Annotated in this window: 18 protein-coding genes, 1 tRNA gene and 3 pseudogenes; 13 read left to right on the plus strand and 9 right to left on the minus strand. The window is 45.6% G+C overall.

Features of this window, described 5'->3' with window-relative positions:
- Nucleotides 1-23: 23 nt before the first annotated feature.
- Nucleotides 24-487 (minus strand): annotated as a pseudogene (locus JFC05_RS08190) (IS5 family transposase); the annotation flags it as partial.
- A gap of 301 nt (nt 488-788) precedes the next feature.
- Here JFC05_RS08190 and JFC05_RS08195 point away from each other — a divergent pair.
- From JFC05_RS08195 to JFC05_RS08255, 13 genes are all read left to right on the plus strand, one after another.
- Nucleotides 789-1460: a 2Fe-2S iron-sulfur cluster-binding protein gene (locus JFC05_RS08195; protein ID WP_192994210.1), complete on the plus strand. Its 672-nt coding sequence runs from the start codon at nt 789-791 to the stop codon at nt 1458-1460.
- Nucleotides 1457-2449, plus strand: coding sequence for an FAD binding domain-containing protein (locus tag JFC05_RS08200; protein WP_198336525.1), 993 nt, complete (start codon nt 1457-1459; stop codon nt 2447-2449). Before JFC05_RS08195 ends, JFC05_RS08200 begins: the two co-directional genes overlap by 4 nt.
- Nucleotides 2450-2451: 2 nt before the next feature.
- Nucleotides 2452-4965 carry a xanthine dehydrogenase family protein molybdopterin-binding subunit gene (locus JFC05_RS08205; RefSeq protein ID WP_198336526.1) on the plus strand — a complete coding sequence of 838 codons (2514 nt, stop codon included), beginning with the start codon at nt 2452-2454 and terminating at the stop codon, nt 4963-4965.
- Between the two features lie 114 nt (nt 4966-5079).
- A complete protein-coding gene (locus JFC05_RS08210) occupies nt 5080-6321 on the plus strand; it encodes an XdhC family protein (RefSeq protein WP_198336527.1) in 1242 nt (413 codons plus the stop codon).
- Nucleotides 6314-7021 (plus strand): nucleotidyltransferase family protein, encoded by a 708-nt coding sequence (locus tag JFC05_RS08215; protein ID WP_198336528.1) that lies wholly within the window; start codon nt 6314-6316, stop codon nt 7019-7021. The genes JFC05_RS08210 and JFC05_RS08215 overlap by 8 nt, the downstream gene beginning before the upstream one ends.
- Before the next feature lie 143 nt (nt 7022-7164).
- Nucleotides 7165-8262 (plus strand): GTP 3',8-cyclase MoaA, encoded by a 1098-nt coding sequence (gene moaA, locus JFC05_RS08220; RefSeq protein ID WP_227697481.1) that lies wholly within the window; start codon nt 7165-7167, stop codon nt 8260-8262.
- A 96-nt stretch (nt 8263-8358) separates the two neighbouring features.
- Nucleotides 8359-8889, plus strand: a complete 531-nt coding sequence (gene moaB, locus JFC05_RS08225; RefSeq protein ID WP_198336529.1) for a molybdenum cofactor biosynthesis protein B — start codon at nt 8359-8361, stop codon at nt 8887-8889.
- Nucleotides 8890-8941: 52 nt separating this feature from the next.
- Nucleotides 8942-9481: a cyclic pyranopterin monophosphate synthase MoaC gene (gene moaC / locus JFC05_RS08230; protein ID WP_025645921.1), complete on the plus strand. Its 540-nt coding sequence runs from the start codon at nt 8942-8944 to the stop codon at nt 9479-9481.
- A 98-nt stretch (nt 9482-9579) separates the two neighbouring features.
- Complete coding sequence (locus tag JFC05_RS08235; protein ID WP_226941024.1) at nt 9580-9846, plus strand: MoaD/ThiS family protein; 267 nt, start codon at nt 9580-9582, stop codon at nt 9844-9846.
- Between the two features lie 102 nt (nt 9847-9948).
- On the plus strand, nt 9949-10479 hold the full coding sequence (locus tag JFC05_RS08240) for a molybdenum cofactor biosynthesis protein MoaE (protein WP_198336530.1): 531 nt from the start codon (nt 9949-9951) through the stop codon (nt 10477-10479).
- Between the two features lie 385 nt (nt 10480-10864).
- Nucleotides 10865-11407 (plus strand): hypothetical protein, encoded by a 543-nt coding sequence (locus JFC05_RS08245; protein ID WP_058023649.1) that lies wholly within the window; start codon nt 10865-10867, stop codon nt 11405-11407.
- Between the two features lie 90 nt (nt 11408-11497).
- Nucleotides 11498-13060, plus strand: a complete 1563-nt coding sequence (locus tag JFC05_RS08250; protein WP_058023648.1) for a Dyp-type peroxidase — start codon at nt 11498-11500, stop codon at nt 13058-13060.
- A 66-nt stretch (nt 13061-13126) separates the two neighbouring features.
- The gene (locus JFC05_RS08255; RefSeq protein ID WP_198336531.1) at nt 13127-14275 is read left to right on the plus strand and encodes a catalase family protein; all 1149 of its coding nucleotides are present in this window, start codon (nt 13127-13129) and stop codon (nt 14273-14275) included.
- A gap of 187 nt (nt 14276-14462) precedes the next feature.
- Here the strand turns inward: JFC05_RS08255 and JFC05_RS08260 are convergent.
- From JFC05_RS08260 to JFC05_RS08295, 8 genes and pseudogenes are all read right to left on the minus strand, one after another.
- A pseudogene (locus tag JFC05_RS08260) lies at nt 14463-14978 on the minus strand (IS3 family transposase); the annotation flags it as partial.
- A gap of 56 nt (nt 14979-15034) precedes the next feature.
- Nucleotides 15035-15229, minus strand: a pseudogene (locus JFC05_RS08265) (transposase); the annotation flags it as partial.
- Nucleotides 15230-15288: 59 nt separating this feature from the next.
- Complete coding sequence (locus JFC05_RS12905) at nt 15289-16464, minus strand: tyrosine-type recombinase/integrase (protein WP_198336533.1); 1176 nt, start codon at nt 16462-16464, stop codon at nt 15289-15291.
- A gap of 253 nt (nt 16465-16717) precedes the next feature.
- Nucleotides 16718-16794 (minus strand) — tRNA-Ile (locus tag JFC05_RS08275).
- A gap of 97 nt (nt 16795-16891) precedes the next feature.
- A complete protein-coding gene (locus tag JFC05_RS08280) occupies nt 16892-17704 on the minus strand; it encodes a pteridine reductase (protein WP_198336534.1) in 813 nt (270 codons plus the stop codon).
- A 98-nt stretch (nt 17705-17802) separates the two neighbouring features.
- Nucleotides 17803-18990 (minus strand): tRNA nucleotidyltransferase/poly(A) polymerase-related protein, encoded by a 1188-nt coding sequence (locus tag JFC05_RS08285; protein WP_198336535.1) that lies wholly within the window; start codon nt 18988-18990, stop codon nt 17803-17805.
- A 212-nt stretch (nt 18991-19202) separates the two neighbouring features.
- On the minus strand, nt 19203-21524 hold the full coding sequence (locus tag JFC05_RS08290; RefSeq protein ID WP_198336536.1) for an NADP-dependent malic enzyme: 2322 nt from the start codon (nt 21522-21524) through the stop codon (nt 19203-19205).
- A 381-nt stretch (nt 21525-21905) separates the two neighbouring features.
- Nucleotides 21906-23372, minus strand: a complete 1467-nt coding sequence (locus tag JFC05_RS08295; RefSeq protein WP_198336537.1) for a protein adenylyltransferase SelO — start codon at nt 23370-23372, stop codon at nt 21906-21908.
- Between the last annotated feature and the right edge of the window lie 85 nt (nt 23373-23457).

The following is a 23457-nucleotide window of genomic DNA, read 5'->3' on the forward strand; positions in this document are numbered from 1 at the left end:
TTGAAGACACGCCTTAATACTTTTAAAGGTTTAACGCCAGCCATGTCATGCTGTTGTCCTTTCAATAAAGTAAAATCAACAAGGTTGCCTAATGCATCAACCATTGCCATGATTTTAGTGGTCATCCCGCCTCTTGATTTGCCAATTATCTGATGACAAGCCCCCCTTTTGCGCCTTGTCCATGACGATGTACCTTAACAATAGTGCCATCAATCAGGGCATACTCTAAATCTGAGTCATTCAGAGCATTAAATAGCTTGCTGAATCTATCGCTTTTTACCCATCGACGGTAGCGCTTATAAACACTGTTCCAGTTACCAAATTCAGGGGGTAAATCTCGCCACGGTCTACCTGTACGGACAATCCATAGAACAGCTTCGATAAATAGTCGATTATTTACCGCTGTTCTACCAACATCGGTCTCTTTACCTGCACAATACGGTGCTATCTTTGCCCACTGGGCATCACTTAGTGTTAATCTAGTCATAACACTATGATTATCAATTATTTTCTATATATCAACACGCCTAATAATGCCGTTACATAAGTAAACAGTACGCCAAACTGCTATATCCTCGCTCATCGATAAAACCTATTCTACTTTTAGTAAGCCAATAGTAAGGTCTGTGCTTGATGCTGAGAGCTGAATTCATCGCTCTGTTCTACTCTCTTAACGCCAAGAGAGTAACATTTACTACACAGACGACCCAGTCTGCTGCTTCTACTATTTTATGGAGACTTATTAGTTATCCTTAAATTTAGCCATTATCTGCCAGCGGGAGGCCAGCATGAATACCTTGACTCTAAATATCAATAATCAAGATTACTCCTTTGACGATCTTGATCCGCGCACGACAATTCTAGATTTATGTCGTCAACATCTACAAATTACCGGACCAAAAAAAGGCTGTGATCACGGTCAATGCGGCGCTTGCACTATGCTTATCAATGGTGAGCGCATCAACTCGTGCTTGACCCTTGCGGTTATGCATGACGGCGATGAGATCACCACGATTGAGGGCATCGGAATGCCTGAGTCGTTATCAGCCTTGCAACAAGCCTTTAAAGATCATGATGCCTTTCAGTGTGGGTATTGCACGCCAGGGCAGATTTGTTCCGCCACGGCTTTAATAGAAGAGGTGAAACAAAACTGGCCAAGCTATGTGACGACAGATCTCAAAAACCCGAATGGGTTGTTAGTCCAAGAGATCGCTGAGCGCATGAGTGGCAATATTTGTCGCTGTTCTGCTTACCCCAATATCGTGGATGCTATCTCACAAGTGCTTGAGAGCGAAGTGTCAAATAAGCGTGCTTCTTCTAGTGAAGAGACGACTACAGGTTCGCTGCAAGACTCAGCAGTGACAGGTATTTGGTCACCGCCGCCCAGTCAGTCCCAACTTGGTAATCAATCAGTAAACCATAATAAAAATGCCAGTAGCACAGCAGGAGGCCGCTCATGAAACGCTTTGAATATATCCGTGCCCTTGAACCGCAGCAAGCGGTAATGTTTGCTACTCCTAAAGAAGCCTCGTTTATCGCAGGCGGTACCAATTTGCTTGATCTCATGAAGTTTGAGATTGAAACGCCAACCAAGCTGGTTGATGTGACACGCTTAGAGCTTGAACAGATTGAAGACACTGCCGATGGCGGCCTACGTATCGGAACCTTAGTAAGCAATAGTGATTTGGCCGCGCATCCTAGTGTGATTGCCAATTATCCGGTATTGTCTCGTGCGATATTAGCAGGGGCGACCGGACAGCTGCGCAATAAAGCGACGACTGGCGGTAACTTCCTGCAGCGTACGCGCTGCTACTACTTTTATCATACCGATAGCCCTTGTAATAAGCGTGAACCGGGTACTGGCTGTCCTGCAATTAACGGTGAGAACCGCCCCCTTGCAATTTTAGGCACAAGTGACGCTTGTATTGCTCAACACCCGTCCGATATGGCGGTCGCTATGCGTTTGCTTGACGCTACTATTGAGACTGCCAAAACCGATGGCTCGACTCGGCAGATTCCAATAAAAGACTTTTATTGTCTGCCAAAAGACACTCCCCACATCGAAAACGTTTTAGAGTCAGGCGAGCTTATCACGCATGTCGTGCTGCCAGCGCCTATTAAAGGTATACACACTTATGACAAAGTGCGTGACCGCGCCTCTTATGCTTTTGCGCTTGTATCGTGTGCAGCTGTGATAGACGCTGATGATAATGGTAATTTGGCGACAGTACGCTTAGCATTTGGCGGTATTGGTACTCAGCCATGGCGCAATGAAGATGTGGAAGATTTGTTGACGGATACGCAGGGCGACGATGACACTATCAATCAGGCAGCAGATTTGTTGTTAAAAGACGCCAAAGGTAGCGGTCAAAACGATTTTAAAATACCACTAACACGCCGTTTGCTAAAACAGGCCATTAAGCGTGCATTAGCGGGCGAGGGAGCATAATCATGTCATTATTAGATTCAGTACTACCGGCAGAGCCTACTAACAAAGAGAAGATAGATAAGCCGGTTGAGACGTTATTCGACAAAACAGCAAGTAATTTGGTAGGTAAACCAATTAACCGCGTCGAGGGCTCGTTAAAGGTTAGTGGTCAAGCTCATTATTCGGCAGAGATTCAACTAGACAATAAAGTGTATGGTGTCTTGGTTAGCTCAACCGTCGCCAAAGGAAAAGTTGAAAAAATTGATAGCGACTCGATTGCCCATATACCAGGTATTATTAAAGTCGTCACTGACCCTAAGCGCTTCTTACGTAACTCACAGCAAGGCACTGAGACCGAAGCACCGACTCAGGGCGTGAGTGAGATTTTTTATCATGGTGAGCCCATCGCAGTCGTTGTCGCTGAAACTTTTGAAGCGGCGACCGAAGGCGCCAAGGCTCTTAAAGTCACTTATAAAGACGAAACCGATCAAGCGGCTTTGGATTTTACTAAAGAGCTGCCTAACGCCCACGAGGTAAATGAGAAAAAAGGCTCGGATAAGAATGCTAAGCACGGAGATCCAGAGCAAGGCCTTGCTGATTCGGCGGTAACCATTGATAGGTTGTACCATACCCCAAGTCAGAGCAACTCACCGATGGAACCGCATGTTACTTTGGCTCATTGGGAAGATGACAAGCTAGTCTTATATACTTCAAACCAGATGATCGCCTCTTGTAAGCAGCAAGTAATGGACGCATTAGATTTGAAGAAAGATCAAGTCGAGCTGATCTCATACTATGTCGGCGGCGGCTTTGGTAGTAAGCTAGGTATCGCACCAGAATCTATTGCTGCCGCTATTGCTTCTAAAGAAGTCGGTCGTCCGGTACTGATTACTATGACGCGCCCGCAAGTGATGGAGGCGACGGTAAGACGCTCAAACACCCGTCAGCGTATTGCTATTGGTTGTAATGAAGAAGGTATTATTAATACCTTTATTCACGATACCACGACCAGCAACTTGCCAGGCGAGGCGTTCTTTGAACCAACAGCACTATCCACTCACTTTTTGTACCGCGGAGAGAATCGCCGCGTCAGCTATCAGATGGTGGATATGAATCACGTATTATCAGGCTCTATGCGTGCTCCTGGTGAAGCGGTGGGTATGATTGCTGTTGAGTGTGCGATGGATGAGCTGGCGACTAAGCTTGAGATGGATCCTATTGAGCTGCGCCGCCGGAACGAACCTGAAGAAGACCCTAGCGAAGAGATGCCGTTTTCCACACGTCAGCTGGTCGCCTGTATGGAAAAAGGCGCTGAAGCATTTGGTTGGGATGAACATAATCCCAAACCTGCCAGCCGACTAGAAGGCGACTGGTGGATAGGTACCGGTATGTCTGGCACTTCTCGTGGCAATATGCTGAAGCCTTCTGAAGCGCGGGCGATACTACAAGTCGATGACTCAAAAGAGCTTGGCGTCAAAGCCATCATCGAAACCGATATGACAGATATTGGGACAGGCTCTTATACCGTATTTACTCAGGTCGCCGCCGATTTGTTAGGACTACCTATCGATCATATCGAGATGAAACTTGGCGACAGTGATTTACCGCCAGCATCAGGTTCTGGCGGCAGTTTTGGCGCGGCCAGTGCTGGTAGTGGGGTTTATTTGGCTTGTGAGCAGCTACGCAAAATGCTTGCAAAAAAAGTAGGTCTACATGCCGATACGATTCGTATAGATAACGGTCAAATCAAAAAATCAGGTGAGCATCAGCCTAGTAAGGCAGAAGCCGCTATTGGCGCAAGTAGAGAAAAAGTAGCAGATTTTGTCGATAAAAACTTGGTGGAAAAAGGAGTAGTCGATAAAAGCGAGGTAGATAAAGTCTCAGGCTTGGTAGATAAGGCTGTAGACTTGGCAGATAAGGTGTCGGCAAAGACAGGTATGCCGCTTCCTGAATTAAAACCTGCAAATGAGCAATACGACTTTGATGATAATCAGTCCTATGCACTAGCTGATATTATTGCTAAGTTTGACGAGCAAGAAATCAGCGCCAAAGGCCAGATCAAGCCGGGTAAAAATGGCAAAAACCTTCGCCAAGCCTCGTTTGGGGCCAACTTCGCTGAAGTGGCGGTACATAAAGTCACCGGTGAGATTCGCGTCAAGCGTATGACTGGCGTGTATGCAGCAGGACGTATTCTCAACCATAAGCTTGCAACCTCGCAGTGTTATGGCGGTATGGTATTTGGTATAGGTTCTGCTTTGATGGAAGAGGTCATTCATGACAAGCACGATGGGCGCTTATGTAACCATGACCTTGCCGAGTACCATGTGCCGGTCAACGCTGACGTACCGCAGTTGGATGTGATTTTGTTAGAAGAGGATGACCCTTATACCAACCCTATGCATATTAAAGGTATTGGGGAAACCTCTATTTCAGGGTCAGCGGCAGCCATTGCCAATGCCATCTATAATGCAGTCGGCGTGCGTGTTTATGACTTCCCGATTACTTTGGATAAAATCTTAGCCGATATGCCTGAGTAATAGTCGACATCGAAGTATAGACCCTGTTGAATAAAACCTGCTAAATATTAACATTAACGTTAAGCAGGTTTTATTTATTTCTATCCCTAAAAGTATAAAAAGAAACGCAAAAATATGAATCAAGTCGCAGACATTCTACAGCTCGCCTTTGACGCACGGCAGCAGCACGTTGATGCGGTGCTCGCGACAGTCGTGCGCATTGAAGGCTCAGCTTATCGTAAACCTGGCGCTATGATGCTTATTTGCGAGGATGGTCGCTCAGTAGGTATGATAAGCGGCGGCTGCCTTGAACCGCACATTATTAAACGCGCCTTTTGGCTGACGCGTCATGGCGCAAGCGTGCAGGTCTATCAAACCGGTGATGAGCAAAAAGAAGACTTGGAGGATGAGCTGGAGGAAAAGTTAGATAATAATGCTATAGATTTTGCAGTAGACTTAGAAGACGAGCTGAACTTTGGCTTAGGCTGCAATGGTAAAGTTCATGTGTTATTTGAGCGCTTATCTTCAGCTATGCCGTATTTAGATTTAATTCAGAAAGTTCGTCAAAGTGGAGAGTCTACTACTGTCGCTACTTTAATACGCTCTAACAGCTCTGAGGTGACCGTTGGTACTAGGGTTCATTTAAACGCCAGTTTTTTAGATGACAATAAAAACTCACAAGAGATACCAGAGCAAACCACAAATTTACCAAAGCCGATAATCGATGAGTTATCTGCTTATAAAGTGAGTAAAAGACACGCTGATTATCTGGTTTTAAAAAGTCCGGTTGCAAATGACAATAGCTCAAAAAACGCTATACAAACCGAGTGGTTAGTGCAGCGTTTGCAACCGCAAATTCGGTTACTTGTTTGCGGAGCAGGCAATGATATCATGCCGCTAGTCACCATGGCAAAGCTGCAAGATTGGCACGTCACCGTGATCGATAGTCGGCCGCAGTATGCCACTCGCCAGCGTTTCCCGCAGGCTGATGCTGCGTTATACGTGGCTCTTAACGATAGCGAAACTCTACTTAAACTGAGTCAAAATGCAGCGGTAGCACTAATGTCGCATAGCCTCCGCCAAGATCGGGCACGCTTAGCTGTCTTGTTAAAGAATGCCAATCATTGTAATTACATCGGTCAGTTAGGCCCGCGCTATCGTACTGAGCGTTTGATTAAGGAGATTAGCGCAACTTGCGCTGACCCTACCGCCTTGGCAGACGGTATCAATCAGCTGCACTACCCTATCGGTTATAAGCTTGGCGGTGATGGCCCTGAAGCGTTAGCGCTAAGTATCATCGCGCAAATTAGCGCCGTCGTTTATGAGCAAGTTGCGGTTACTAAAGAGTTAGCGCAGCCAAAAGCCAGCTATGAATGACAAGAGTAGCTCATCATTCAATCAAAACAAACCTCCAAATCATGCGGTCATTATTTTAGCCAGCGGATTAAGTCATCGATTAGGTCAGCCAAAGCAGCTTCTAGAAAAACAAGGTAAACCATTAATTAACTATATGACGATGCTTGCTTTGGTGACTCAGCCAAAAGCTGTTATTGTCGTCATTCCTCAGCAAGATACAGCTATTACTGACGTTATCGAAACGGCTGTTAACCGTTTGACAGCGCCAAACTCAAGCATACAAATCGTTAGTAACCCTAATCCACAATTAGGAATGGCAAAGAGCTTATCTTTAGCTATTGATGCATTAAAATCTCAGCATGATTTAGCGATGAAGCGCGTATTGATTATGGGCGTGGATCAAGTATTATTAAGCGCTCCTCATTTAGATCAACTTCTAGCACAAGATAATATAGTCGTCGCCAGTCGTTACCCGAATTTGGATGAGAGATTTATTATTGATGATAATAAGCATGATATCGTGGGTGTGCCATTAGTTGTCAGTTATAAAGTACTACAATCATGGCAATCCTCGCTCAGTGGCGATAAAGGCTTGCGGCACTTTATTAGAGCGCTAGCTCCTGAGAAAGTCACCACGGTGGCTCACTCAAATCTTAGCTATGATATTGATACTCCTAAACAATTAGCTTATGCTCGACAGCAAGGATGGCTTGATTATTGATATAACTGCCTATAGCACAGTCATTATTGGCCGCTTTGTTTCGCTATTGAGTCTAGGGGCTGTTTAGAAATACATAATTTTGACGACAACAGTGCCCGTAATCGCTTATACTCTTTTATGACCCCATTATTGGGAGTACCTTTTTGTATTCACCTGTTTTAAAGCCTGATATTTTTGATCCGCAAGCACAGAATAGCTCAGTGTTATCCTCTGTCGACTCTGCTCGTGCCAGTCATTTAGTCGCTGATCATTCGGTGGTTGATAGTAAACCGCTAACCGATGGTTTTTCGCGGCGGCTGACTTATTTACGTCTTTCTATCACTAATTTTTGTAACTTTCGCTGTGAGTATTGCCTGCCAAACGGCTACCAAGGCAAACGCCCCTCCGATGAGCTCAGCGTCGCTGAAATCAAAACTTTGATTCAAGGCTTTGCGCAAGTGGGCACGCAAAAGGTGCGTATCACTGGTGGCGAGCCATCGATCAGACGCGATGTGGTAGAGATTATCGAAACGATCAAGAATACCGCTGGTATCGAGATGGTCGCAATGACTAGCAATGGCTACAAGCTTGGCAAGCACCTAGCCAACTGGCAGGCGGCAGGACTGAACCAGCTCAACATCAGTATGGATAGTTTCGATGCCGATACTTTTCATCAGATGACGGGCTTTAATACCCAGCCCCAGCTGATGCGCGACATGGACACCCTCCTAGCGACTACTGATATTAAGCTCAAAATTAATAGTATCTTAATGGCGGAGACTGCTTTTCAAAACTTAATTGACGCGATGGACTACGTCAAAGACCGTCCTGTGACCTACCGCTTTATCGAGTTTATGCAGACCAGTGACAACAGCGATTTGTTTTTTGCTCAGCATGCGCAGTCTGATATGATTACGGATTATCTGCTCGAGCGCGGTTGGCAGTCGCATGATCGTGGTAGCGCTGATGGCCCTGCAATAGAATACAGCCATCCTGACTATCTCGGGCGTATCGGTATGATTGCCCCTTATGCCGCGCACTTTTGTGATAACTGTAATCGTCTTCGCGTGAGTAGCCAAGGCAAAGTGCATCTGTGTCTGTTTGATGAAGGTAATTACGATATTCGAGATTATCTAAAAAACGACGATGTGCAAGGTCTAGTCAACACCTTGCATAGCTTTATGCCGATTAAGCCTGAGCATCACCATCTGCATGAGTCTAATAGCGGCATGATGCATAATTTATCGATTATCGGTGGTTAGAGCATTTAGATGGAGCTCTCATAGTAAAACGGCAAACTGTCAAACCGCAAAAATAAAATATTTAAACTTATCAAATGATTAGAATTAGGAATATCTATGTCTAAGCCTGCTGCAGAATTTACCCCGCTGAATATTGCTGTGCTTTGTGTCTCTGACAGTCGTACGCTTGAGGAGGATAGCTCAGGGCAGTACTTAGCCGATAGCTTGGTTGAGGCGGGTCACCACTTAGCTGATCGTCAGCTGATTACTGATGATATTTATCACATTCGTGCGGTCATTAGTGGCTGGATTGCTGATCCTAATGTACATGCAGTAATCACCACAGGCGGCACTGGGTTTTTTATCCGTGATAGTATGCCAGAAGCGGTCAGCGTATTGTTTGACAAGTCGATTGACGGTTTTGGCGAGATGTTCCGTTTGCTCTCCAAAGATGATATCGGTATGTCAACCATTCAGTCGCGCGCTATCGCTGGTATGGCCAATGGCACAGGCATCTTCTGCCTACCAGGTTCGACCGGTGCTTGCCGTACCGGCTGGAATGATATCTTAAAAGAGCAGTTCGATAACCGTACCCGTCCCTGTAACTTTGTTGCGCACTTTATGCGCGCCAATCCAGGTCACGACTAGCGTTTTGAGACTTATAAAATATAAGTAACCTTTAATGAGTTAAGAAAAATACATGTCTATATCTTCTGATTATAAAAATGCTCCGGCTAATACTGCAAACCGCTCGCACGCTACCCTATCGCATTTAGACAGCGATGGTGAGATTCATATGGTCGATGTGGGCCACAAAACAGCTACTACTAGAGAAGCGCATGCTGTTGGTCAGGTGTGTTTTCCAGCGGACATCTATGGTCAAATAAAAGCCGCTGATGGCATGACAAAAAAAGGCAGTATCACCCAAACTGCCCATATCGCAGGTATTATGGCAGCCAAGCGTACTCATGATTTGATTCCGCTTTGTCATCCATTGCCGCTAGATAAGATTGGCTTAAGTTTCGAGTATGACGACAGCTTAAATAGCATCATGGTCAATGCGACGGTGAAAGTCACTCACAAAACTGGGGTGGAGATGGAAGCGCTGACCGCTGTTAGCGTGGCTTGCCTGACTATCTATGACATGACCAAAGCGCTGTCGCATGACATCGTGATTGATGGAGTCAAACTCATGACTAAGACCGGCGGCAAGTCAGATTATAACCATCAAGTAACATAGTCTAAGTGTGATGTTTTATCAAAAATAATTTTAGCGAATAAACGATTTCAAGCAACGCCGCACTTTTCCATGCAGCGCCGCTCTATAGGAGTAGTAAGATGACTGACAATACAAATGATTTGATGAACATCAATGTACTGTATTTTGCCAGTCTTGCGGACGAAGCCAATTGTCAGCAAGAGCAAGTCACGCTTGCCCCTGATACTTCACTAGCTCAGCTATATGAGCAGCTTCGCGATAAACATCACTTTAGCCGTCCGCAAGCCGATCTGCGTGTGGCGGTAAATGATTACTTTGCCAAATGGGATGACCCGATTAATGATGGCGATAGCGTGGTGTTTATTACCCCTGTGGCAGGCGGCTAGTCGCTAATTATCTGTCGTAGACTACAACTCTAGCCTAGCAAAAATAACACAACTCAAAATAGTCGAACTAAACTAGAACCGATTCATAATCTGAGCATATCAATGACTGGTGAGAATAAAAACAACGAAATAAAAATTGGCGATAAAGAAGACGTACATAGCCAATCGATGCAAATCAAGCGCAGTGCTGATGACGCTTATGCTATCGCTGAGCGTGATGGTTTTGCGCTATTAGATGAAGCTATTGACGAGACGCGCCTTAGAGCCATGCTCGATGACGACAGCTGCGGTGCTTTTGCTTGTTTTGAAGGTCGCGTGCGCAATCATAATAATGCCAGCTGTGTCGAGCGTTTGACTTACTACGGCTATGAGGATTTGGCGATTAACCAAGGTCGGCAAATCATGGATGAGGCTAAAGAAAAATTTGAGATTACCGCTGCGGTTGCCATTCACCGTATCGGCGCATTAGAGATTGGCGATATTGCCGTTTGGATCGGTGTGATCTCCGCCCACCGCTATCCGGCGTTTGATGCTTGCCGCTGGATCCTCGATACCATCAAAGCCGATATTCCCGTTTGGAAGCAAGAATATTATGACAATGAGTCGCCCAAATGGCTAAGCAACAACGGTTAGCTCATGATGACTAATAACTATAAATAATTATAAAAACTCGAAGTATGATTTCAAAGCTTGGTTACCTAGAGTAGCTAAGCTTTTTTAGTATTTAATAACGAGTAAAAAAACAGTCATGCTTTTAAAGACTTAATAAGTACGACCAAGATTTATTGCGCCGGTAAGTGCGCCGTCTATCTTTGTAACCCTGCTGCAATCTAAAACGTTATTGTTAAACCTATGTTTTGTTTTGTGTGATTAGTCCGCTATTACTTGAGCCTTTTACCGTTTTTGCTATGGTAATAGCTCAACAGCAATCATATAGGAAAGACTTATGAGTAAAAACAATAATAAAGAGCGCATTATCGATAATTCAGAAGATCTGAAAGATAAAATCACTGAGTCTATGGATGCCTTTAAACTGCGCGCAGATCTGTTAGTGGCGAATTTAAAAGAGGGCGGCAATGATGGTTATGATCACTCAACCTCTAGCGCCGGCGAGAAAGGTCTAAAGTCAGGCAAAGTATCCGAGCTTACCGTTATCGCACCGCTAAAAGACGGCGGCGCTGCCCGTCTCAAAGAGATTCTAAAAATAGCAGGGGGCAATCTAAAAGGCGCGACAAGGGTAGGCACTTTGCACGATTTGCGCTTCGTCTTTTTAGATAATGATACAAGAGTGCTTTTTTGCACCGCTTATGACGGTGACTGGGATCCTTATATTGATGATTTCGCCACCAAAATTCCTGAACTCATGGATATTTTATTCGGCAATGTCGAGGGCTGGCCGGGTATCAAAGACCCAAGTGTTAAGCAGTTTATTCTTGATCATCAGATTACCGCTGCAGGCTGGTACGTAGGCGTCCCGCATCTGACGGTACAAGATATTCGCCGTCATGAGCGTATTGTTAAAGGCATCAATAAAGCTTTAGATGAAGCGCAAACAAACTAATTTTTTAGACATTGTATTTTTAAGCGCATAAATTTCAGGGCTTTGATACGGTCATACTTTAATAACGATAAAAAATGAATAGGGCGATGTATGAGTAATGATGATAACAAACCTTTAACGGGATTGACCGATAAGTTGCAAGACTTAAAAGATGAGTTTGGCAATCGCATCGAAAACAGTGATTTTGAGACGTGGCTTAAAGGGGTGAAAGAGGAAGTCGGTGACGGTATTGAGATGATGGCTCGTAGGGCGCGCGGGGTCTTTAACCCCAATCTCGTCACCATGCAGCTAAAAGATATTCAATCCATCGTTCTACGTGAGCGTCCCGCCCCATATTTTGGCACGGTAGTAGCACTAAAAATCAATAATGCTGACGTTGGCAAACAAATGCTAGCGCAGGTGTTGCCTCATGTAACCGGTAGTGAAGACTGGCACAAAGACATGCAAGCCACGCTGTCTATCGTCATGACTTACGAGGGTCTACAAGCGTTAGGTGTACCGCAGTCATCACTTGATAGCTTTCCTGAGTCTTTTAAAGCAGGTATGGCAGCGCGTGCTGAGCAGTTGCGCGATTTTGATGTTAATGCCCCTGAGAATTGGATGGCACCTTTTGGGGATAAGGGTGATATCCATGTGGGCGCGGCTATTATCGCTGATACCAAAGATAAATGGCAGGCCAAACTTGACGAGCTTCGAGATAATCTTACCGATCATATCGATGTGGACAATCCTGCTAATGGTGATGTAGAAATCCTAATCGAGCAGGACTTTGGTTCAAATGACAACGTCAAAAACGTCTTTGGTTATCGTGATGGTATCAGTAATCCTGAGATTCAAGGCAGTGGTATTCAGACGCCTTCGAACCATGACGGCGATCCTATTGCCGCAGGGGAGTTTGTGCTCGGTTACGAAGGGGAGGCAGGGCTGGTTGCGCCTATGCCGCAGCCTGAAGTCTTAGGCAAGAACGGCTCGTTTATGGTGTTACGTGCTTATCATAGCCATGTTGCTGCTTTTAATAAATACCGCAAAGATAATACCGACAGCGAGGAAGAGGCGGAGCTGCTGGGTGCAAAAATGTGGGGACGCTGGCGTTCAGGCGCGCCGCTCATTTTGTCTCCCGATCATGATGATAAAGCGCTTGGCGATGATCCTAGCCGCAATAACGACTTTGGTTATAAAGACGATCCTTACGGTAAAAAGTGTCCGTTTGGCGCGCATATCAGGCGTATGAACCCACGCGATAGCGAAGATTTTATTTTATCCGATGTGCGTATTCACCGTATCGTTAGACGTAGCGTGGGCTTTGGTGAAGTTGTGCCACCCGATGTAATAGAGGACGATGGCAAAGATCGCGGTCTGTTTTTTATTGGTATTAATGCTCATGCTATGGAGACGGTTGAGTTCTTGCAATCACAGTGGATCAACGATGGCAACTTTATGAGCTTAGGCGAAGAAAAAGATCCTATGGTTGGTCTGCACTCTGGTGATAAAGGAGGAAGTGATAAAGACAGCGATGCAGATACCTTTACTGTTCCGGCTGATCCAATTCGCAAACGCTACCATGGTATTGAAACCTTTAATACCTTGCACGGCGGCGAGTACTTTTTTATTCCGAGTTTATCGGCGCTAAAATGGATTAGCGAGCTGTCTTAACTCTCAGTACCATTTATAATAGTCACCACTTAACAATAATAATCATGAATAAAATTAGGAAATATAATGCTAAAAAAATTATTTAAACCCAAATACGTCCCTTACGATCCAAAATATATCGAATTAAATGCTGAGGACGAAAAAAACATTCGTACTATTACCGACGATATCAAAAGCTATATTGCGCGTAGTGATAAAGCCAGCAATATCGATTATCATACGCGTGATGCCCATGCCAAGGGGTACTGCGCACTAAAAGCCAAGTTTGAGATATTAGATGATATTCCCAAAGAGTACGCGCAAGGTTTGTATGCTAAAGCGGGCATTCATGATGCGGTGATTCGTTTGTCCAACGGTTCATCTCGAGTATTCGCTGATCGTAAGTTGGGCTTTGCTCAAGGTCTCGCGATTAAAGTCTTTGACGTACCGGGTAAGAAGCTCGCTCCCGGTGAGGAGGACAGTACGACCTTCGATTATAACTTTATCAATCATCCGGTGTTCTTTTGCAATAGAATTGAGGAGTATACCTATCTCTCAAAACTGTTTTTGGAATTACCTAAATACACGGAGAAGGGCGCGATCGGTAAAGCGCAGTTGGCGTTTAACTGGCTGACCAATTACGGCTCAAGATTACCAACCAAAGAGTCGATTAAAACCTTTAAAGCTATCGGCGGCTTTACGAGGATTGAACCAAAAAATACCTTGTTATACGACTTTCATTCGCAAGGTGTGGTGCGTCATGGTGATTATATGGCAAAGATACGGGCAACGCCAACAGCCGCTTCTGTCAAAAAAGTCACGCGCCGTGATGTCGATGTCGACGCCCGCGAAGAGGCGCTGCGACCGCTTATCATCGAGGAGATACGCGAACATGATTATCAGTTTGATATCCAGATTCAGCTATGCCGTAATCTCAAAAAGCAGCCGATTGAAGAGATTACGACGCAGTGGCAAGAGTCGGATACGCCCTTTGTCACCGTAGCGCGTTTAACCCTTCCTTGCCAGGACGTACCAGATGACGGTAATTTTGAGATTATGGAGAATCTATCCTTTACCCCATTTCGCTGTCTTGAAGAGAACCGTCCTATCGGAAACTTACAACAGTCGCGTCTCAAGGCCTATCAAGTCGCCTCCGAGACTCGCCATAAACTCAACGACGTCAAGCGCCGTGAGCCAAAGAGTTTAAAGGAGACGTTTGCTAAGTCTTTTTTTTAGACTAATCGTTTTTAGACTAATCATTTTAGGGTTTATAGATCAAAAAAAGCCAGTCATTATGTGACTGGCTCTTTTGTATCATGAGAATGTGTCTTGTACTAAAAACATCAGCTATTTAAGCTTGGCAATTTACGCTGTACTCGCGGTGTAAATACCCCATTCTTAACACAACATCATCGTAGAATAATTAAGCCACCTGCCTGTACTCGGCAGGTGTCATATCATTAAGTGAATCATGGGGTCTTTCGGTGTTATAAACCGTGATCCATTCCTCAGTCAGTTGACTGACCTCATTTAAATCATTGAATAAATAACAATCCAAGATCTCATTGCGATAACTACGATTAAACCGTTCAATATAAGCATTCTGATAAGGACAGCCAGGCTGAATATAATCAATATAGATGCCATGAGCTGATGCCCAATCAGTGAATATGCTGGATGTAAAATCACTGCCGTTATCCACACGAATTAGCTTAGGATAGCCATGCCACTCAGCCAACTGATCAAGGTAACGAATTACTCGGAGTGAAGGCATACTGGTACCAATATCAATGCCTAATATTTCACGGTTGTAATCATCAATCACATTAAAGGTTCGAAAGCGAATATTGTTGTGCAGCTTATCGCTCATAAAGTCCATAGACCAAGTATGACCCAATGCGTTTGGCATACTTAACGGCTGAGGATTACGTGTTGGTAGCCGTCTTTTAGACTTACGGCGTAGGTTTAAGTTTAACGCTGTATAAACACGGTGTAGTGCCCGTTGCGCTTATTAGGTTTATCGGTTTTCTCATGCTTGGGGTAACCGAGGTGGTCTTCCATCTCGGCTTCAAGTGCGGTGTCGATAAAAGATTGCATGAGCTGCCTCTGAAAGTCTTTGATGTCATCGAAGCTGTTCATGCTACCAGCCATTTGCTCGGCCAGTTTTTTAATGTCAGATTGAGTCGTCATTGCTTATTCTCCTGTTAGTGGATTATAAGCAGTTACACAAAGTTTGGGAAACTCCCGACCTAATAGATATGGTAAAGCCTTTCAATGACTTCATCTTGAGTCATGCCAGCCTCATTGAATATAAATACTTCAATATCATTCATAGCAGCCCGTAATCTTTTTTGACTGACTTGGATATATTGCAATGTCACATCATCTGATGATCTTGATGCTCTGTGATTAATCAGTCTCTTAATAACTGAGATATTCAAATTCAAATCATCTGCTACTGTTGAAAATGTTCTACGCAAATCGTGAGGTGTGATATGAATGCCTGCCAGCTTACCAATATTCGTGTATTGCTTTGATATATCAGTAAGATTGCCATCACACTCTTTTATCCGTGAAGGGAATAGCCACGGCTCATCTTGCTTGTACTTATTACGATTATTGAGCATAGCGACCATCACTTTACCAAGCGGTACACTCAAAATATCGCTATTCTTTGTATCTAAAATAGTCATACAGCCGTGCTGTAAATCTATTGAATCCCAGCGCAAAGTATAGCCCTCGTTGGCGCGTATTCCTGTACATAAAAATAGCAGCATGATATCGCGGGCATTATTGCTATGCGGCATCATATTGTGAAAATCCTCACTCTTAAAATCTAGCAGTACCTTCACGTAATGACCCATATTGTCATCACTCAGATGTCTGGTGCGCGGCTTAATAGTATTCCACGCCTTGTTAGCAGTCAGTATCTCAACGGGGTTTGGCTTAATGATTGGCATTTCATTTTTATCTAAAAAGCTGAGCCGTGAAAAATTCCATATTGCACTAAGCGCTCTAAATGTACCATTGGCTTGAGATAAGCTATGCTTGCTTAACTCTAAATGCTTATTAGTGATATCGCCTTGCATAATGTCATTCATAGAAATATCTAGCCAGCATTCTAAGTTCCTATTTATCTGACGATTATAAGACTTGATAGACGAAACCTTGAGGGTTGGCTTACTCGCTAAGTAATAAGCATAAGCCTCTCTTAGTGTAGGGGCGGTCAATTCTGGCGCTGGCTTGTCGAATGGATCAATCCCTTGCATAAGGTCGCTTATGATAGACATCGACCTGTCACGAGCATCTTGTAGCGTTATATGAGAGCAGTCACTAAATACTTTGCGCTGTAATTTACCATCGATGCGCTTGTTAACTAGATAGCTTTTTGACGTCTTATTAGTCCTTACAGCAAAACCATTCACAACCTCATCTTGATAGATGACTGACTTGTCAGAGTAGTCAAGACTGTCGATAAATTTCTTTGTGAACTTGATTTTAGCCAGGTCAGCACTGCCAATTTTGTTATATGTTGCATAGCATGATAATAGATATTTACTAAAATGAGAAGTATACGCAAAGTATACCTAGAGAGGGGTTAGGGGGTTTAATACTAGCCAGCTAAAAACAGCAGACAACAAAAAACCCCGTAAACATTACGCTTGCGGGGTTTGAATTTGGTGGGCCCAGTAGGACTTGAACCTACGACCAAAGGATTATGAGTCCTCTGCTCTAACCAACTGAGCTATGGGCCCTAACGTTAGACGCATAATGATACCTGATTTTTTTTAATTTTCAAGTAAAAGATAGCCTGTCAGACAGATATTATTCAAAATCAGCTGTTTTTTTTGATCAAACACTACCACCTGCCAAAGTCAAATGGCGTCCACCATCGATGGTGATGATCTCGCCTGTGACATAGCTGGCCTGTGCTAGATACAGCACGCTATGGGCTATCTCATCAGGGCGACCAATACGCTGCATCGGTATAGAGCTGAGAATGTTCTTTTGTTCATCATCATTGAGAGCCTGATCACTATCAGCGTCGGGCAGTATATTGACGCCTGGCGCGACACCATTGACCCGTACGCTAGGTGCCATCTCAAGCGCCAAGGACTGCACCATCATACGATGCGCTGCCTTTGCCATATTATAAGCGCTATAGCCTTTAAATGGCCTATCATGAGCATGGATGTCTAGCAAACTAATGATGCAGCCGTGCTGCGTTTGCAGATAAGGCAAGAATGCTTGACTGAGTAATAACGGCGCTTTGGCATTGGTCAAAAACAGCTCGTCCCACTGCTGAGTATTAATGCTACCAAGGAGAGTAGGATAAAAACGCGAGGCGTTATGCACCAATACATCCAACTGACCAAAACAGGATATGATGTTCGCTACAAAGTCGTTTAAGCGCTTAGGCTCATTGACCAGCTTTAAGTCAGCGACGATCATCGCCGCGCTATCAGGGCGGCGGCGATTGAGATCGGCAGTGAGCGCCTTTGCTTGCTGCTCACTGTGACGACAGTGGATAATGACTCGGTAGCCTTGAGTATGCGCCGCTTTAATAATAGCAGCTCCGATACGTTTGGCGCTGCCAGTAACGAGCATGACAGGCGCGTCTGCGTTGGCAGTTGCCGACTGAATAGGGATAACGGCTTGATTCATAGTCTATCTGTATTTTTGGTATAAAGGAGTAAAGTCGTAGCAGTACTATATCTTAAGAGTTATATCAGGACGCACTTTGACGGTTCGGTTATCCTCACTTAAGAGGGGTGCTGAGTGTCCAGATGATCTATGCGCGCTTGCCGTAATGCTGCACCAATTTCTGGCCCTCGAAGTCCGGCTTCGATGTCTTCCATACCAATCGCGTGAAAACTATTGAGAGCCAGCATCATTTGCCGATGCTGCTTTGCCAACTGAAAAGTATGACTACATACCAACAGCTGTGAGAGCTTCTCAGGTGCTTTATGAGCGCCGCAGGCTTGTATGAGGTCAATTCTTTCAGCGGCATCCAGATCATTGATAGCGGCTAGGGTAGGGAGCTGCTGGACAAATAAATTGGCAAATTGAGTATGTACTTTGGGCACTTTGACCATGTTGCCAATTTGGTTGATGTTTTTTGTCGCAGAGGCAGTCTCAACGCTAGAGTCTGTGAGAGCATTTGTAAACACATCAGCGCTCAGGCTCGTCATCAGTAGCGCCCAGCGCTGTGATAAATTCAGCTGCATTTGACCAGCAAAATATAGTGCCGTCTGCACCGTCTCTCTTATATGCGTATTATTCCAAGCCCCATGTAATGGCGCAAAATACTCGGTAAGTGCACCGATATCAAACAACTGCTGCCAGTACACATGCGGGGAAAGCTGCATCATCGCGCGGCTCGATTCTTGCCAAATACGCTCACTACTGAGGTGAGCAAGCTCTCCTGAGTGGACCAGTTGGCGCATCAATGCCAGTGTCTCCTCAGCGATGGTAAAGCCTAAGTCATAATAGCGCCCATAAAATCGTGCGGTACGCAGTACCCGTAAAGGGTCTTCACTAAACGCAGGTGAGACATGACGCAAGGTCTTATTCGCAAGATCATCCAATCCACCGTAGTAGTCGAGCACCTCGCCTGTCAGCGGCGTGTCATCGGTTAGGCTAGTGACTTCTATCGCCATTGCATTGATGGTCAGATCACGGCGCTGCAAGTCTTCTTGCAAAGTAACATCGATGCTGGCATGGATACTAAAGCCTTGATAGCCGACGCCTTGTTTGCGCTCAGTACGCGCTAGCGCATACTCTTCATGCGTTTTTGGATGCAAAAACACCGGAAAGTCTGCGCCTACTTGTACAAACCCAGCACTGAGCATCTGTGCTACTGTCGCGCCCACGACGACGTAGTCTTTGTCCTTGATAGGTCGTCCTAGTAGCTGGTCGCGGAGGGCTCCGCCAACAAGATAAATCTGCATGATAGCCTCGTATTATCGCGCAAGTTAGGACTGATATGTGGCATCAGTCAATGACAATAAAAAGCCAGCCATCGCACTGAAATGGCGATGGCTGGCTTTAGTATAACAGAGGAGCGCTATCCATAGAGGTTAGCGTCCTTTACGTTGGTACAATATTTGAAATTTGAAGTAACGAGTGAAGGGATGTCGATGCGACAAACATCATCAGCCCGTTATTGGTTTTCGTTTTCCAAATCCTGAGCTTCCGTCACGGCAAGTGCTGTCATGTTGACCACACGGCGCGCGGTTGCTGATGGTGTTAGGATATGGATAGGCTTACTGCTACCCAACAAGATAGGGCCGATAGAAGCGCTATTTGTCGCGGTTTTTAGTAAGTTGAAGGCGATGTTTGCGGCATCTAGCGTTGGCAATATCAGCAGGTTCGCCGCGCCTTTTAGTGGGCTTGATGGCATGTCTTCTAGGCGAATGTTTTCGTTCAACGCCGCATCACCTTGCATCTCACCTTCAAATTCAAAATCGACGTTCATGTCGGTCAAGATTTGATAGACTTTGCGCATTTTCACCGCGCTGTCACGGTTTGAGGTACCGAAGTTTGAGTGTGATACGAGAGCGACACGAGGCGTAATACCGAAGCGACGTAGCTGCTCAACGGCCAAGATGGTCATCTCAGCTAATTGCTCTGCTGTTGGGTCTTCGTGGATATAAGTATCCGCGATAAAGATGTTGCGATTTTGCATCAGTACGGCATTCATCGCATAAAAGTCGCTAACACCTTCTTTTTTGTCAATGACACTTTGGACATAGTCTAAGTGCAGTTGATAATGACTAAACGTACCACAAATCATGCCATCTGCATCGCCATTGTCTACCAGTAGCGAGCCAATTAGCGTGGTCTTGCGACGCACATCACGGCGGGCAAGCTCGATACTGACGCCGCGGCGTTTGTTTTTCTCGTAGTATCCTTGCCAGTAGTCTTTGTAGCGTGGATCGTCGTCTTGATTGACGATAGTGATGTTTTCACCATCTTTTAAGCGCAGACCGAGTCTTTTGATATGATCTTCGATGACAGCTGGGCGACCGACCAAGATAGGGTGGGCAAGCGCTTCGTCGACCACAACTTGCACTGCCAGTAGGACGTTGTTGTCTTCACCTTCACAGTAGACGATACGCTTTGGTGCTGCTTTGGCACGCGCAAAGACAGGCTTCATCACAAACGCTGAGTTATAGACAAACTCAGATAGGCTCTGGCGATAGGCGTTCATGTCAGTGATAGGCAAGGTGGCAACGCCTGAGTCCATGGCGGCTTTGGCAACGGCAGAGGCAATCTCGATGATGAGGTTTGGCTCTAGTGGGCCTGGAATTAAGTAATCACGGCCAAAGCTCTTCATCTGCTCGATGTTTTTAACGTTGCTGGTTGGGGTGGATTCGACATGTGCCATAGCAGCGATTGCTTTTACACAAGCGATTTTCATCTCTTCGTTGACTGCGGTTGCGCCTACATCTAGAGCGCCGCGGAAGATGTATGGGAAGCAAAGGGCGTTGTTTACTTGGTTTGGATAGTCTGAGCGGCCAGTCGCCATGATGACGTCAGGACGGACAGCATGCGCAAGCTCAGGCATGATTTCAGGGGTTGGGTTGGCAAGGGCAAAGACGATTGGGTCTTTTGCCATACGGCGAACCATATCTTCGGTCAAGGTGCCGGGCATTGATAAGCCCAAGAACATATCGACATCGTCCATGACTTCTTCGATAGACGTCGCGGTGATGTCACGAGCATAGCGCTGTTTGGTTTCGTCTAGATTTTCACGGCTGGTGCTGATGATACCGCGAGAGTCGGATACGATGATGTTGTTTTTATCGACGCCAAGCGCGCAGATGATATCTAGACAAGAGATGGCAGCGGCACCTGCGCCTGAGCACACTACTTTGATTTCTTCGATTTTTTTGCCAGTAAGTAATAAGGCATTGAGCATGGCGGCCGCGACGATGATAGACGTGCCGTGCTGATCGTCATGGAACACCGGAATGTTCATACGCTCGCGCAATTCGCGCTCGATTTTGAAGCATTCTGGGGCTTTGATGTCTTCTAGGTTGATACCACCAAAGGTTGGCTCAAGAGAGGCAACTGCTTCGATAAACTTGTCCGGATCGTTTTGGGCAATCTCGATATCAAAAACATCAATGCCAGCAAACTTTTTGAATAGTACCCCTTTACCTTCCATCACAGGCTTAGACGCCAAAGGCCCGATGTTACCCAGACCTAGGACGGCAGTACCGTTGGTGATGACGCCGACCAAGTTGTTGCGAGCTGTATATTTGGCAGCAAGCTTTGGATCTTTTTCGATTTCAAGACAAGGTACTGCTACCCCTGGCGAATAAGCCAAGGCTAAGTCACGCTGGTTTGCCAGCTGTTTGATAGGGGTGACTGAGATTTTACCTGGGCGCGGAAACTCATGATAGTGCAAGGCAGCTTGTTCAAACTGCTCTTTTTCTGAACTGTGGGTATCCGTATTCAAAGTGGTATCGTCATTCATAATAATTGCCATGGTTGGAATAAATTGGAATAAAGTAAATGGAGATAAAGAAATAACGCCGCCGTCTCAACGCTTATTGAATGATAATAATCAAAGAGAACATCGGCATTAAAAGGGTTATGATCGGCAGTTTAATATCAGGCCAAAAAAGCAATCGAGCGAAAACCGTTATTCTAGCACTATTGGCAATTCACTGCCTAGTCAACTCGGCCCAAATGTGCGAATAATATAATAAAATGATATTCGTTATTTCGCTGGTTGATAATGCCAAAAAACCCCATGACATATCAACCTTAATTTCATAATGTCTCAAAATATTACAGTCTATAAAGGCCAAAGACACTGTTTTGTGTGGCCTGAGGTGTTAAATGGCTAAACCAATTATGAAGAACAGCTAATCGGCATTTGCGGCGCATGAGGATCGGGTGGTAGGGTATCGAGCTCTGTTGCGATATCCTGTACCTGATAAGGATGCGCAAGCAAGGTGAAGACGCGATCCACTTCCTCAAACTGACCTTGTTCTGCAGCCGTAATGGCTCTTTGTGCCATGCTATTACGCAGCACATAGACAGGGTTATGCGCCTGCATGGTCGCCTGTGCCTCTGCGAGTTTTGAAGACTCGATGAGGCTAATATAACGCGCTGACCAATCTTGCCACACTTTCTGCGCCTCAGGGTTTAACTCAGCAGTCATGGTGGTCAATAATTGATGCTCATATGGATAATCCTCTGGCGCCAGCAGGCCAAGCAGCGCCCGAAAGCTGTTGGTGTAGTCGAGTAAGTTGTCTTCTAATAGAGTCAACCACTCAAAAGCCACACTGAGGCTCTCGCTTCGATGTGGCAGTCCAAGCTTTTGACACAGTCCTTGCTGATAGTGCTGCATAAACGTCGCTTCATAAGGCGCTAAGCAATCAGAAAGCGTCTCACGGGTGACGCCGTCCAAACGCATAAAGTGTGGCAACCAAACGTTTAGGTTCCAATGACCAATCGCTGGTTGGTTTTGATAGGCGTAGCGTCCCGTATGATCAGAGTGATTATTGATCCAAGCAGGATTAAAGCGCTCCATAAAACCAAACGGACCGAAATCCAAGGTGCTGCCGGTGATGGATAAGTTATCGGTATTCATCACCCCGTGGGCAAAGCCGATCAATTGCCAGTCGGCAATCATTCGTGCCGTCCGCGCAACGACGGCTTGCAAAAATGCGAGCACAGGTATCTCGCTCTCGCGGCACTCTGGATAATAAGTATCAATCATATAGTCGGTAAATTCACCGAGCAAATCAGGGGCAAAGCTTGCGATCCACTCGACATGGCCGAGGCGAATATGGCTGTCTGCCACCCGCATCAGCGCAGCGCCAGCCTCCATGCGTTCGCGGCGCACACGTGTATCAGAAACGACAAAGCCCAAAGCATTTGAGGAAGGGATGCCAAGCTGGGTAAGTGCGTGACCGCATAAATACTCGCGAATGGTACTACGAAGGACCGCGCGCCCATCTCCCATACGCGAGTAGGGCGTCAGACCGATACCTTTGAGATGTAAGTCTTGTCGCTGCTCATTATGATCAATGACTTGCGCCATAAGCAGCCCGCGACCATCGCCCAATTGCCCCGCCCACTGACCAAACTGATGACCAGCATAAGCCATGGCCAAGGGTCTAAACTCGGCAGGCACATATTGTCCGCCTAGGATCTCGACCCAGCGAGCCATGAGCGTATCATCCTCTGCCCAGCCCAATTGCTGCGCGACTTGAGTATTAAAGTGGCCGGCGCGCGGACGCTCTAAAGGCGTCGGCGGCTGTTCGTGATACAGGCGCGTGTCGAGCGTGACATAGGTGTTTTGATAGCGCATACAAGCCCTTCCTACTTTTAGAGTATTGGTTTTTTGATACCAGGTGATGAGTATGGATTGTTTGGTTAAGCGTTCGATTGATAGG

Source organism: Psychrobacter celer, assembly GCF_016107555.1.
Classification (GTDB): Bacteria; Pseudomonadota; Gammaproteobacteria; order Pseudomonadales; family Moraxellaceae; genus Psychrobacter; species Psychrobacter celer.

Excerpts from the sequence above, each read along its gene's own strand:
- JFC05_RS08195 (WP_192994210.1), top strand. The coding sequence starts at position 789 with ATGAATACCTTGACTCTAAATATCAATAATCAAGATTACTCCTTTGAC.
- JFC05_RS08205 (WP_198336526.1), top strand. The coding sequence starts at position 2,452 with ATGTCATTATTAGATTCAGTACTACCGGCAGAGCCTACTAACAAAGAG.
- JFC05_RS08295 (WP_198336537.1), bottom strand. The coding sequence starts at position 23,372 with ATGCGCTATCAAAACACCTATGTCACGCTCGACACGCGCCTGTATCAC.
- JFC05_RS08280 (WP_198336534.1), bottom strand. The coding sequence starts at position 17,704 with ATGAATCAAGCCGTTATCCCTATTCAGTCGGCAACTGCCAACGCAGAC.
- JFC05_RS08290 (WP_198336536.1), bottom strand. The coding sequence starts at position 21,524 with ATGAATGACGATACCACTTTGAATACGGATACCCACAGTTCAGAAAAA.
- JFC05_RS08200 (WP_198336525.1), top strand. The coding sequence starts at position 1,457 with ATGAAACGCTTTGAATATATCCGTGCCCTTGAACCGCAGCAAGCGGTA.
- JFC05_RS08285 (WP_198336535.1), bottom strand. The coding sequence starts at position 18,990 with ATGCAGATTTATCTTGTTGGCGGAGCCCTCCGCGACCAGCTACTAGGA.
- moaB (WP_198336529.1), top strand. The coding sequence starts at position 8,359 with ATGTCTAAGCCTGCTGCAGAATTTACCCCGCTGAATATTGCTGTGCTT.
- JFC05_RS08255 (WP_198336531.1), top strand. The coding sequence starts at position 13,127 with ATGCTAAAAAAATTATTTAAACCCAAATACGTCCCTTACGATCCAAAA.
- JFC05_RS08250 (WP_058023648.1), top strand. The coding sequence starts at position 11,498 with ATGAGTAATGATGATAACAAACCTTTAACGGGATTGACCGATAAGTTG.
- JFC05_RS08215 (WP_198336528.1), top strand. The coding sequence starts at position 6,314 with ATGAATGACAAGAGTAGCTCATCATTCAATCAAAACAAACCTCCAAAT.
- JFC05_RS08210 (WP_198336527.1), top strand. The coding sequence starts at position 5,080 with ATGAATCAAGTCGCAGACATTCTACAGCTCGCCTTTGACGCACGGCAG.
- JFC05_RS08240 (WP_198336530.1), top strand. The coding sequence starts at position 9,949 with ATGACTGGTGAGAATAAAAACAACGAAATAAAAATTGGCGATAAAGAA.
- JFC05_RS08245 (WP_058023649.1), top strand. The coding sequence starts at position 10,865 with ATGGATGCCTTTAAACTGCGCGCAGATCTGTTAGTGGCGAATTTAAAA.
- JFC05_RS08235 (WP_226941024.1), top strand. The coding sequence starts at position 9,580 with ATGACTGACAATACAAATGATTTGATGAACATCAATGTACTGTATTTT.
- moaC (WP_025645921.1), top strand. The coding sequence starts at position 8,942 with ATGTCTATATCTTCTGATTATAAAAATGCTCCGGCTAATACTGCAAAC.